Origin of the sequence: Thalassotalea sp. PLHSN55 (genome assembly GCF_052030545.1) — a bacterium.
Classification (GTDB): Bacteria; Pseudomonadota; Gammaproteobacteria; order Enterobacterales; family Alteromonadaceae; genus CANMXU01.
The window spans coordinates 178,052-191,496 of sequence record NZ_JBPDIH010000002.1 but is presented as its reverse complement, the minus strand read 5'-3'; the positions used below and the strand labels follow the sequence as shown (position 1 = coordinate 191,496).

General features: G+C 37.0%; 7 protein-coding genes. 4 read left to right on the top strand and 3 right to left on the bottom strand.

Annotated elements, in window-relative coordinates; genetic code table 11:
* The first annotated feature begins 375 nt into the window (after positions 1-375).
* Positions 376-3,009, top strand: coding sequence for a TonB-dependent receptor (locus ACRRSQ_RS04010; protein ID WP_440874415.1), 2,634 nt, complete (start codon positions 376-378; stop codon positions 3,007-3,009).
* 142 nt (positions 3,010-3,151) lie between these two features.
* Here ACRRSQ_RS04010 and ACRRSQ_RS04005 read toward each other — a convergent pair whose 3' ends face one another.
* The 3 genes from ACRRSQ_RS04005 to ACRRSQ_RS03995 all read right to left on the bottom strand — a co-directional run bounded on the left by ACRRSQ_RS04005 (position 3,152) and on the right by ACRRSQ_RS03995 (position 9,634).
* The gene (locus ACRRSQ_RS04005) at positions 3,152-6,031 is read right to left on the bottom strand and encodes a glycoside hydrolase family 2 protein (RefSeq protein ID WP_440874414.1); all 2,880 of its coding nucleotides are present in this window, start codon (positions 6,029-6,031) and stop codon (positions 3,152-3,154) included.
* A 152-nt stretch (positions 6,032-6,183) separates the two neighbouring features.
* Positions 6,184-7,335 (bottom strand): lactonase family protein, encoded by a 1,152-nt coding sequence (locus ACRRSQ_RS04000; RefSeq protein WP_440874413.1) that lies wholly within the window; start codon positions 7,333-7,335, stop codon positions 6,184-6,186.
* A 13-nt stretch (positions 7,336-7,348) separates the two neighbouring features.
* Positions 7,349-9,634 (bottom strand): FAD-dependent oxidoreductase, encoded by a 2,286-nt coding sequence (locus ACRRSQ_RS03995; protein ID WP_440874412.1) that lies wholly within the window; start codon positions 9,632-9,634, stop codon positions 7,349-7,351.
* Positions 9,635-9,821: 187 nt separating this feature from the next.
* Here ACRRSQ_RS03995 and ACRRSQ_RS03990 point away from each other — a divergent pair, with 187 nt between their 5' ends.
* From ACRRSQ_RS03990 to ACRRSQ_RS03980, 3 genes are all read left to right on the top strand, one after another.
* On the top strand, positions 9,822-10,553 hold the full coding sequence (locus ACRRSQ_RS03990; protein ID WP_440874411.1) for an IclR family transcriptional regulator: 732 nt from the start codon (positions 9,822-9,824) through the stop codon (positions 10,551-10,553).
* Positions 10,554-11,278: 725 nt separating this feature from the next.
* Positions 11,279-11,836: a YSC84-related protein gene (locus tag ACRRSQ_RS03985; protein ID WP_440874410.1), complete on the top strand. Its 558-nt coding sequence runs from the start codon at positions 11,279-11,281 to the stop codon at positions 11,834-11,836.
* Positions 11,837-12,060: 224 nt separating this feature from the next.
* Positions 12,061-13,299 carry an MFS transporter gene (locus ACRRSQ_RS03980; RefSeq protein WP_440874409.1) on the top strand — a complete coding sequence of 413 codons (1,239 nt, stop codon included), beginning with the start codon at positions 12,061-12,063 and terminating at the stop codon, positions 13,297-13,299.
* The last annotated feature ends 146 nt before the right edge of the window (positions 13,300-13,445 follow it).

The window sequence follows — 13,445 nt, the reverse complement described above, 5'->3', positions numbered from 1 at the left end:
AGGTTTGGTCTATTTTTATAGCTAGGTTCGTTGCCTAGCTAATGCTCCCTTTTATTGTTTTATTTTGCCTTGAGTAAGAACTTTCTCGTCTATTTATATATCCTTCAGCGGCATCCCTCATTCTAATATTAGTTCTAAAATAGATTCATTGTTACCGATGGAATTAACTTTTTGTATGTCTTGCTTTTAATATATGGGCTTTGATTTTTATTTAACGATCTTTTTGTTGCTATTATAGAGTTGAATTGTTATTTTGCTATGTGTTGCTATTATAGTGACATGTTTCATTTGTGATAAAAAATAATTACAACCTATAGAACATTTAAAGAAGTTTTTAAATATCTGTTTTATGAAGATATAACAATGGAGAATTTGATGAAAAGTCAAACATTACGACAGAAGAAATATTCAATAAGCACCCTCGCTTTTGCCGTTTCTGCAGCACTAGCTTCTTCTTATGTAAATGGAGAAGAGCAATCCAAAACCGATGAAATAGAAGTGATTTCGGTTGTAGGGATTAAACAAAATTTAACCAAAGCGGTAGCGGCAAAACGGTATTCATCACAATTTGTTGATGTTATTAGTGCTGATGAAATGGGGAAATTACCTGATGCGAATGTTGCTGAGTCACTACAACGAGTATCGGGAGTACAATTAGAACGAGGCATAGGTGAAGGAAGCTCGGTTTCTATTCGTGGTCTTAGAGAAAATATTATTCTCATTAACGGGCGACAAGTTACAGGAGGTGGCGGGCGTGGCGATGTAGGGCCTGATACGCTCAATTCTTCAACATATGGTTTGTTGTCACTCGTACCATCGAGTTTAGTTTCTAGTATTGAAGTTTCTAAACAATCTAGTTCAAGTGAAATTGAAGGTGCATTAGGTGGTGTGGTAAATATTATTACTCATAAACCCCTAAATACTGAAGGGCAAAAGCTTATTGCCAGTGTAGGTAGTTCCTATGGCGAATTATCAGGGGATCTTGGTGGTGAGTACTCTGCTTTATTTTCAAACACTTTTTTAGATAATACACTTGGATTTCAAGTTGCGATTTCTCAATCAAAGAGAGAGTTCCAAGAAGATGGATTGAATACATATTCTGGCTATGACCAAGTAGCAGGTTGGGAAGGGACAGAATACACAGGTCATTTACTATTTAGGGATATGCGCTTTTGGCAGATAAACGATGAGCGTGATAAAACTGGTGTAAATGCGATGCTCCAATGGAAACCGAATGAAGATATGGAATTTTACCTAGATAGTTTTTATTCCGAAGTAGAGTCTGATCGTCATCGTAATTGGGTTGGCTTTTATAATTGTTGTGGTTATGAAAATGCGGTTATTTCGCCCGAAAATGTAATCCTTTCTGCTACGGTGAATAGACCCATGCAAGGAAATACTGAATTAGCTGATGCAACGGCAGGTTTTTTATCTAATGCGATTGGTGGCTCAGTTTTTCTAGGCAATTGGTTATATTCAGGAGAAATTTCTTACACCGAAAGTGAAAACACGATTAATCAAGATTTTATTCGATTTCAGATGACACAAGGCACAGAAACCCATTGGGATATAACTGCACCAGAAGTGCCTTCGTTAGATTTTCAAGCTGATGCTTTACTTAGTAAAGAAGATCTTGCCTTAACAATTTTGTTTGACAATGCCTTCACGCAGGATACGACTGACCTTGCGTTCAAATTCGATGCTGAAAGAAGTATTGATAGTGCCTTCTTTAGTAAAATCTCATACGGTGGTCGATATAATACATTTGAAACAGAAAATTCAGGTTATTATCGAGATATTAGACCTAACTTTAATTTGGCTGATATTGAGGCAAGTGATGTGGGAAATATTAGCCGTTTGTACGATAACAATGACTTTTTCTCAGGTGATGCACCATCAACCACGACAAAATATTTGATTGCTAATGAAGCTAACTGGCATGGATGTGAAACATTAAGTAGTTTATATAATGATGATCAACAAAGTGCCTGTGAAGCGACAAGCGCACCAGATCGCGAATACAGAAATACTGAAGAAATTTCAGCGGTATATGTTCAAGCTGATTTTGAGTCTGAGTTAATAGATAGAAATATTTCAGGTAACTTAGGTGTGCGTTATGTAAACCGCGATCTTACCGCACGTGGCAATATCATCAATAATGTTGATAATTCAGTAGAGCCCTACGAAACTAAAGTAAATCATAGCGAAGTTCTCCCGTCTGCGGTTATTAAAATGGACTGGAATGATGAATTAGTGTTCCGTTTAGGGGCTGCTAGAGTATTATCCTTCCCTAAAACAGAAGATCTAACCAGTGGAGTGGTGTTAGGTGACAATAATACGGGGAGAGGTGGTAACCCTTTATTAGACCCTATAATTGCTGATCAAGTTGATTTTTCGACGGAGTGGTACTTTGATGAAGCATCGTTGTTCTCGGTTGGATTGTTTTATAAAAACATGAAGTCATTTATTATCTCTGCAGAAGAATATAGAGATATTCCTGGCATTGAAAATCCAGTACAAGTTCAAACAAAGAAGAATGGTGAAAGTGGTAAAATTAAAGGTATTGAATTGTTGTATCAACAACCGTTTACCTTCCTACCGAGCTTCTTAAAAAATACAGGCGTTATGACTTCGTATACATATATCGATAGTCAAACGCCATTTGTTGACGATAGTGGTAATAACATTCAACTACCGGGTCTTTCAAATAATAATATCAACTTTGTACTTTATTATGAAAATGATGTTTTTGGTACGCGTTTAGCTTATAACTGGCGAGATGAATACATTGATTCTTTAGGCGTTGGTGATAATGGCATTTATGTTAAATCATATGATGATTTAGTAGCTACCGCCAACTGGAAAATTAATGATAATTTCACTTTGAATTTTGAGGCATTAAACCTATTAGATACAAGACAACAGCAATATCACGCATATGAATATGCTGTTAGAAGAAATGTTGAGTTTGGGAGAACTTATAAACTAACATTGTCAGCTAATTTTTAGTCTCTAATATAAATTCACTATGATTAAAAAGCCTTTGCTGTGTGATATCAGTAAAGGCTTTTTATATGGATTCTGTAGAAAAAGTTTTTCTCTCTAAAGAGAGAGAACTTTCTAGGTGCTTAATATAGACGTTACCATTTCGCTAATTTGCGAGCTTAGAAAGCTTAGTATAGGGTCCTACTTTACCCTCGTTGTTAATTGTTGCAATCTCAATATGTTTAGCCGATTGTAACACCTTGTTATTTAAGACAACAAATGATGAATAAGCTAAATTGGTGTCTATCGTTTTAGTTTGATTGTTTTGCTGCCATTTGAGACGATAATTGGTCGCTCCAGCTATTGGCGATAAATGAAGAATAACACCTTTATCGCTGGTTATTATTTTAGCGTCGTTAGGTGCACGTAAACCACTCTTGGTTGGCATAATCACTTTATATTCTTTCGTCCACTCACTATCTGGTCGGCCTGTAATTAATCTGCGTAAACGAAAATAGTGATCTTGACCAGCTTTAATCGCTGGTATACGCGTGGCTCCGTGTGTATCAATCAAGAACTGTTTACTGTAATCTTTTGATGTTAAACCATATTGGATCTCATACTTAAAATCTTTTAGGTGAACCGAAAACCCTATATGAAAAGCATCTTCTTTGGCCTCAACAGACCAGATTGTTGGTGGTAACTCTGCCGGTGTTGTTCTCACTTTAACGCGTTGATTTTCGGTACTTTCACCAACGTCATTAATGGCTTTTAATACGAGTGTGTATTCTTTATCTCCTTCTAAATTTGTGACTTGTGCAAAGTCATTAATCGTCGGTTTACCGAGTATTTCTTTACCTGTATCTTCGATAGCAATCAGTTGATATTCTTGTGCTAATGCTGATTTATCATAGGTGACACGAATGATATCTAAAGAAGTCGAAATCGTATTGATGACAGGTGCTTTTGGGGTAGATAAGAAACTATCTACTTGCTTAACGTTATAGCCAAATGGGTCGAGTAAATAGGCACTGAGTTTCTCAAACGGCTTTTCAACCTGAATATCAAATGTCAGTTGTTCATCACCAGGCTTTATTGTTGGTAATGGTATTGTGTTTGCTGCAGTAATTTCACCGAGGTGATTACGCGCCATCCATACAACTTGGTAATTTTTCATAATAAAGGCTGGAAAGGTATCTTTTGATTTTGGCTCTATCGCTAATGCAAAAGTTTGATAGTTTTTTTTCGTTAATGTGAGACTTTCTATAGGGGCGTTATAGTTCTTTAATTTTTCAAATGAACGCTTAGGCGTGCGATAAGCTGTTAATACTCCCCAAGCTCTGTTCTCTGATAAGTCGGTTGTCTTAGCTGGGTTTTTATCCTTCCAATCACTACGATAATCACTAAATGCAAAATGAGAAGTGCCAATTAGGTATGGATATTTCTTTAATCCGTTCCATAAAGTAACAGGCTCAAGTGTTGAGTCATTAGGATCTACGCCATCGAGTTCAGTGCCAATTTCAGAGAAAAACACCGCTTTGTCTGGGTGAAAGTCATGAACAACTTTTAACCTTTCTTCATGATCACTATATTTATTAAACATAATAATATCGGAAAACATACTCGGATCATCTTTTTGATAATCTGCTGAATAGGAGATATAAACGGCTAAACGATTAGGATCGAGTTCTCTTGAATGTGCTATTGCGCCTTCAACGTATTCAAGTGCTTTTGGGTTTTTCTTAAGGTCGCCAATTTCATTACCTACACTCCAGCCAATTATTGAAGGGTGGTTATAGTGATCGTTAACTAAGCGTTTTAACCACTCTTTTGGCACAGGATGGTTAGGGTCGACTTGCTTATCTTTCCCCCATAATCCAACTTCTTCAATCAGTAAAAATCCTATTTCATCTAAATAATCTAAGTAAGCATTAGGTAGTGCAGGACCAGAAAGACGAGCAAAATTACCATTGAGTGTTTTTAATAGATCAACATCTTCTTTTATTCTAGATAAAGGCAGTGCATTTCCGTCGAACCTGTCTTCAGGCACCATATTCAGGCCATTTAATCGGATTTTTTCACCATTTAGATACAGAGCATTATTTTTAGTTTCAATTTTGCGGATACCAAATCGGTCGTTTATTTGATGGTGTTCGGTATTATCAACAATTAGTGTCGCTTGTATGTCGTATAGGGCAGGGTGATTAAAGTGCCATAAAGCTACGTCTTGTTTATTTAATCTTAATTGATGAGTCAGACTGAGCTGCTCATCTTTTGTTGCTTTTATATGCTTGGTTGAAATTATTTTATTGTATATTGGCTGCCCTAGGCGTGAAATATTGAGTGCTAATTGAGCTTTTTCTAGCGTTACTTTGTTGCCATTAATTGTGGTTCTTATGTGTAAATCTGCGGTACCAGCATCTAAATCGGGTTGAGCCGCAACATAAACTCTGTCTAAATGGGTTGCTGGCTTATAAGTTAAATAGACAGGAAAACGAATACCACCCCAATTCCATACAGCACCGCGTTTTACTCTATTATTTACTTTCACAACTAAGGTATTAAAAGCTGCTTTATTTAGTCGGTCAGATACATCAAATTTAAACGCCATAAACCCTAAGTTATTTTCACCGAGCTTTTCACCATTTAGCCATACTTCACTATCGTGGTAGACAGAATCAAAATTTAATTGGATGTTATTCAACCCTTCCTTATGTTTTGCTTCGAAGGTATATCTGTACCAAGCAGTGCCGGTATAATCATGATAACGGTCATAAACATCCCAAACTCCCGGAACCTTGATTTTATCCCATTGTTGTATATTGAGGTGTTGTTGCCACCATTTTTCATCATCACCTACATTTCGAGGGTCTATTTTAAATGACCACTGCCCAGCAAGTGACTGAGTTTGTGTAGCGATAGTCGACAATGGTTGAACTGCGTTTTCTGCTGGTTCTGAAGCTTTTATAAAAGTCGCGAACACAGAGATAAAACTTATGGCCAATAACATCATTAACTGGCGGGCTAGGAAAATCTTGTTAGACATATATTAATTACTCTTTGTGACTACTATTTTATTTTGTTCACTACTAATGTGCATCATTATTAACAACAAAATATCAGTATGAAAAAAACGCTTACGTCAGTGTAAATCTCGTTTAGAAAATTAATGTTCTAATGTTGTGGCTTTACTTTTAATTATTTACTTAACAATTCAAATGGGTGCGAAGCAATAAATGAAGGAGTTGATATTTCAACGATCATTTTTGTATCAGATAATAAACCGCTATGTTTATCTCTTGCGAATACTGTAATAGTATTTCCGTATTGATTGGCGACTAATAAATAATTTTGTTGTGCAGAAAAATTAAAATCTCTAGGGAAATTTCCTCCTGAACTTTTAGTCTGAATATGAGTTAATTTACCTTCAACTGATATGTTAAATATAGAGATATGATTGCTCGTATCGCCACGAACTGCGGTATAGAGGAAATTACCGTCTTTTGATATGCGAATTGCAGAGGGAAAACCTTCGCGATTGTTCGGTGTCGTTGGGTAACGTGCTATTTCTGAAAACTCACCGCTGATTTCATTTTGTTCAAAAACGGCGATAGTATTACTAAGTTCATTAACTACATAGACTGTCGCTAAGGTTGGATGAAATATTAAATGTCTTGGCCCATCTCCCGGTTGTAACTTTACTGCCAGCTTTGGGGAGAATGATTTATCTTGACGATCAAAGTATTTTACTTCGTCGGTGCCAAGATCTACAGCGTATAAGTATCGGCCACTTTTATCCCATTGCACATAATGCATGTGTGGCGCTTCTTGGCGTGGCGTTAGACTTCTACCTTGATTTTTAAAGTGAGCTGCAAGGGTTAATTCATTGCTATTTAGATCTCTAGATACAAGATGAATTTCACCAGACGTATAATTGGCAATAGCTAATTGTGAGTATTCGGGGTTAATGGCTATATGACAAGCGCCTTTACCTAGACCTTCTATAGCAGTATTCAATTGAAACTTTTGTGTTTTTTCATGCCATAAAAAGTGACTAACTCCGCCAAACTTATCATTCGTAACCGCAAAAATGCTGTTGGGCATTTTATCAAATGCTAGAAAAGATGGGTTTACGGCATTTGCAACGAGTCCCATGTTTATAAAGGTGTTGTTTTTGTGATCAAGTTTTAATTGATAAATGCCATCACTAGTGTCTTTTGTATAAGTACCCACTAAAAAATATTCTTCAGCAAGCGAATTAATCGCTGGTGTTTTAGCTTGGCTAATTGGTAAATAAAAATAGCTTAAGGTAAATAAAAGAATACTTACTATGGTGTTTGTTAGTTTCATTGCAGGTTAGCCTTTATAAAAATTCGATATCAAATAGTGCTGCTGGCGTATGAATCGATGGGTGTGTTAATTCAATAATAAGTTCGTCAGTACAAACAGCTTGCTCAAAAGTAACCCTGTTAAGCGTTTGATAATTATCTTTTGTTTCAAACAATATAGTGCCATCTGCTAAAGAAATTTTATAATGTTTTACACAATACGGCATGCTTTGCTCGGGATGCTCCATTAACACAGTTTCAAGGGCATGATCTGTGTCGGTGTCAAAATAAAGTTGTACCCCATTAATGGTTTGCTGTTTTGACCACTGAATTGATATACGTGGATTTTCATCCGCAAGGTCAGATACCCAAGCATTACACGCAAAGTAAGGTCGTAAATGACCATTGAGTAGGTTGTTATGACCAAATGAGTTAATTACAGGGCTCACAGTCATAGCTATATTTAGACCGTGTGGGCGACGTTCAGGCGTCCAAAATTCAAACTCCTCAATACCACTGTTATCAGGGGCAATTTGAGCGCCGTTATTTGAAACAGCCTTATGAACTTTATTAAACACGCTAACTAAGCCAGTAATTAATTGTTGAGAGGTCTTAATTTCCACCTTGTCATTCGATAAGAAAGTTAAGAATGCGTATTGGTTACCTACTTGTACATCAGAGAAATCTAAGCTGATTTGTTGTACTCCTTGAGTTAACGGCACATCAATTGATTTACAGATTACATCAGGCGTATAGTTTTCAGCTTTGCTACTTACTCGAAGTTGAGCTTTTATTATTGTGGCCTCATTAGCTTTAACATTAACGGTAAAAGTAGGCGCATTGCCTTGTGATAATGGGAGGAGCTGTGCACAAGATTGCGCTAAAGATAGCCAATCTCCATCTTTATTTAACTTAGCCAAGTTGAACTCACTACTGGTAGTAATAGTTGCTTTGCTCAGTAAACTGTCAGTTTTATCTAGAGGTACACCAGGTATGCCTTGACCGTTGCTATTTAACCTTTGCTGTAACATTTTCATATTATTTTCAGCGAGTAATGCGTTTGGTTTAACTGCTAACATTTGACAAAGCGCTGCTGCTTCACCTACTGCTTGGCCGCCATGAGCACAGGTGATCATGACGCGTGTTGAACCAAAAGCCATATGTGTTGCACTAATAATGCGCCCAGCAAAAAATAAGTTATCAATATCTTTACTAATAAAGGCACGATATGGAATTTGATAGACACCCTTAGAATGGTACTGGCTACAAGCGGGTTTGTTACTATAAACACCTTCAGCGGGGTGTATGTCTATTGCCCAGCCACCAAAACTAACCGCATCTTCAAACTGTTTTTGTTCTACAATATCTTGCTGCTTGATCATATACTCGCCTTCAAATCGGCGACTTTCTCTTTTACCCGGTACTGTGCCTACCCATTCAAGTGTTAGGTCATCTACATCTTCAAACTTGCCGCTATTTTTAATGTAATCCCAGATACCGTAGACAATTTTCCATAACTCCCATTTGATCTCTTCGGTTTCATGGATGGTATCTAAGTCACCGCCATACTCAATCCACCAAAATTTACAGCCACTGTCAGTTGCACCGATGTTTTTACTTCGTGGCAAAGCCCCAATTTCTTCTTGGCTATAAGCAAAACTTGGCGCTTTATAATTAACAGGTCCAGCGGCACGTTTGCTGTAAAAAAAGATAGAATGCCCTAACAAGTCACTACTTGCTTTTTCTGGTGCTAATAACTCGCCAAACTCTTCTTTTGATTCACCGCCTATACGAAATGCTGCACCGGCATTAAAAGCAACTATGCCATCACCTGTCGCATCACAAAAAAGAGGGGCGTTAATGGAATAATGAGTTGAATTTTGGCTACAAAAAGCTTCAATACTCTTAATGGTTTTATCATCAGTTTTGGTTACTTGATAAGCAGCTGTGTTGAGTAACAAGTGAATATTTTTTTCACTGACAACTTTATCTAATAGCAGCGCATCAAAAATTAACGGGTTACCTTGTTGATTGATTTTCATATTATCTAACATGATCTCATCAATCACACCTCCTTCACGAGACCAACGATTGTTGTTACCCATATGTGAAGTTGCACCAAGCGCCCAAAGTCTCACTTCACTGGAAGCATTTCCGCCAAGAACTGGCCTATCTTGAATTAGAATAACTTTACTACCAGCTCGAGCCGCAGAAATTGCAGCACATATTCCTGCTAGCCCACCGCCAGCAACAACGAAGTCTGTCGATAAATGACAATGATTATTATGACGTGTTTGAGGGCTAAAATTTTCTTTTAACATGCTTACAACCTAATAACTTAACGGTAATCTAAATAGTGATATTGGCTGATAGTTTAATTTGTTTCTAATATAGATACAAATTATTTTTGATAGGATAAATACTAGCCTTAATTGTTATTTTGCTAAAAACCTATATCATTAAGTGTGTATACTCCTTTTAAAAATTTAATTAATTAGCAATACACTCATGCCTGTTGAAAAATCTAAACCTCAGTTAAACCAAAGCCTTATTGATGGCGTTACTACACTTCAAGAATTGGCTTTATCGAAAGAGCCTGTTGGGTGTCGTGAATTAGCTAGACGTTTACATATGGACCCGACACGGGTTAATCGTTTATTAATGACCCTTGAACACCTAGGGATTGCTCGTAAAACCCAAAAACGGAAATATACCACAGGGCCGGGAATGCATGTTCTGGCAGCGCAAAGTTTATTTGCATCAGGCTTGATAAATCATGCTATTGAGCCACTTGAAACGCTAAGGAAATATGGTTTAACCGTCGCACTTGGTATGTTGTGGCGTGATCATGTGAGCTATTTATACCATGCACTGCCAGGAATGAATTCAACAGAAGCAATTGGCCGACTGGGTTTATATCCTGCGAGTTCTGGCGGTGTTGGTTTAGCATTACTAGCAAGCTTAACTAATGAGCAAGTTATTGATACCTATCAATATAGTGATGAAATTCCCGCTTACCCTAATGGCGTTGATGATTTGCTTGAAGTGGTAGAAAAAACGCGTCAACAGGGTTATAGCTATGTTCAGACAACGGAGAAAGATCACACTCTTGCAATTACTGTAGGGCAGCCTGCATTTTGTGCGATAGGTATTTCAGGGTGGTTACCGGACAGTATTGTAAGTGAGCTCTTGCCAGCATTACTAGAAGTTGCTGAACAAATTAAGGAGGGGATTAAGTAAAATTTATTTAGCCCCCTTATCTTAGTTTTATCAAGTAAGCGGAATAACTTGGCAATAACTGGCGAAACTAACCATTTAAATTACCAAGTTATATGTCTTTACTTTTAAAAGCCTCAATACTTATCAGTTACTGTTAAGTACCTATTTCATTCGGATTAGCTTTCTAACTCGAATTGAGGGTGTTAGTGAGTTAGAGTATTTATACTATTAAAAGGCTTGTTAATTATACTGGGCATAATTTTTTAGAATCTAAAAAAGTGGTAAATTTGTTTATATTTAAATCTTTAACAGCTTCGACAGTTTTCGATTTTTATAAAGTTTATTAACTTTGAATTAATGGGATAGATATTTTAGATTCTAACTCTATTTTATTTGGCTCAAAAACAGGTATCACTTTTAAAGAATTGTATAGTACCTTATTTCTAATATTACTTAACTCTTATAATTACCGAGAGCGTCTATGTTCGTATAAGGTTCAGCACTTCAAAGCGTGATAGATGGGAACCTACAACCCAACTGTCTTACTCTAAAAAGCAGAAAACTTGGTTTTTGTCACCTTATGGTTTAATAGGTTGGTTTTTTTGTCAGTATATGGTTTATATTTTTTATTCGATGAAAATAGTAGTTGTTATTTTTGCTCACTTGTATGTTATCTAAAATTGTCACCTTATGGTTTAATGACCATTAACGCAGACAACTTATTCAACCAAGTACAAGGTAACGTTATGAAAAAACTAATGGTTTTATTTACGGCATTGTTGATGTTTGGCTGTGCGTCGACCTCTGGTGATAGCACGGTTGCAGAGCAACGAGCTGAGTTACTTAAAATGCGAAATCAAGTACTTGCGGATTTATATAAACAATATCCCTATACCAAAAAAGATCTGCAACAAGCGCCAGGTTATGCCGTGTTTAGCAATGCGCAAATCAATGTTATTTTTGCTGCCGTTGGTGGCGGACATGGTGTTGTTCACAATAATCAAACCGGTAAAAATGTCTTTATGAAGATGGGCGAGGGTGGCTTAGGTTTAGGCATGGGCGTAAAAGATTTTCGTAGTGTCTTTATTTTCAAAACTCAAAAAGCACTAGATGATTTTATTAAGCACGGTTGGTCTGTTGGCGCTGAAGCTGATGCCGCCATTAAAGCGTCTGACAAAGGTGCCGAATATAGTGGTAGTGCAACTGTTGGCGACATTGAAATATATCAAATGACCGACTCAGGACTTGCGATTCAAGCGACGTTAAAAGGCACCAAGTATTGGAAAAGTGACGAACTCAATTAATCGTTTTGGTTATCTTTAATCCGTCTAAATAAACACCGAGTAATGCAACATTGCTCGGTGTTTTTGTTTTTCTGTTCGTTCTTATTCTTACTTTCATTGTACAAATAATTAATCTTTTGTATGAAAAGTGACCGCTATGGTTAGCGGTTATTACTATTCAAACCTACACTTAGTAAACACTTAAAAAGGAATTTGCAGTACCTTACCACTATGGTTTAGGGCTAATGTGTAGCACAGATGCTTATCATAAAAATATTCGTAAATACCAAATTTACGTAACACTTTCGGGCTTTACTGCCGCAGGCCCATTATGTTTTTTATTTTATCTCGCCCAAGGTATTTCGTTTTCACAACTCAGCATTATTGAAACCGCTTCACTGGCGGTTTTGGTGTTTTTTGAAGTGCCGTCTGGCGCGTTCGCCGACTTAATTGGCCGTAAAAAAAGCATGGCATTAGGGTGCATGCTTATGGGGATAGAGTTTGTCTTTATTGGCTCAGGTTATAGCTTGTCGGTATTTGTGCTTGCAGCCCTTATAGGCGGTATTGGCATAAGCTTAGAGTCGGGCGCTGATGATGCTTTGTTGTACGATTCGCTGAAAAAGCTTAACAGAGAAGCCGAGTTTGAAAAAATCCTCGGCCAAGCGACTGCTTATTTTAAAGTTGCTGCTGCACTAGCTGGCATACTGGGCGGTTATTTATATACCTTAGATAAGGCAATGGTGTTTTACATTTTTGCTGGGCTTTATTTTCTATTGGGCATTTATAGCTTAACCATGAAAGAAACTGTCGTTAATAACAGCAATAAAAACAAAGACAAGCACCATCGCTCGTTAATGAAAGCATTTAATCAACTCATGCTAAGAAGCTACTGCTGTCTAAAAAGCAATAAATCGTTAGCACTGATGATTATTTTGATGGGACTGTTAACGACAACTATTCGTGCTCATTCGACTTTGCTGCGCGGCCCTATTATTGAGCAGCTGCTTAATAATACCTTTTATTTGGGGCTGATCTTAGCGGCAGGTTTAGTGTTAAGCAGTATTATTAGCTGGTATGCGCATCATATTATTTCCTACTTTAATGAACAAAAACTGCTTGTTGCCTTTTGTTTAATATCAAGCACAGCTTTTATTGCTATTGGTTTGATTAATAGTGTCTGGTTGATTGTTTATGTGCTGCTTATGTTTGGACTTATGGCGGTTAAAAATGTGTTTTTAAGTGGTTATTGGCATAAGCGCTTTAAGTCGCGTCAACGCAGTACCTTAATCTCATTTAAAGAAGCGTGTCAGAACTTTATCGGTATTTTTACACTATTTTCTACTGGGTTTATTACGGATCAGTGGGGCATTAAAGCGGCGTCGGTGAGCTTAGGTGTCTTCATTTTAATGAGCTGTTTGTTGGTATTGGCTTGTGTTTATCTATCCCGGTTAAGTAACACAAAAACACAGGTTCGGATCGCTTGAAAACAAAACAATTTAAATATTTTGTTGACCTTAGTGTTTTCTAAAATATATCATATGCGGAAATTCATATATATGGTTTTTCGTATATCGAATCTCGTTAACGAATAATATATATGCCACAACTTTTTTGATTTGATTGAAAGAAT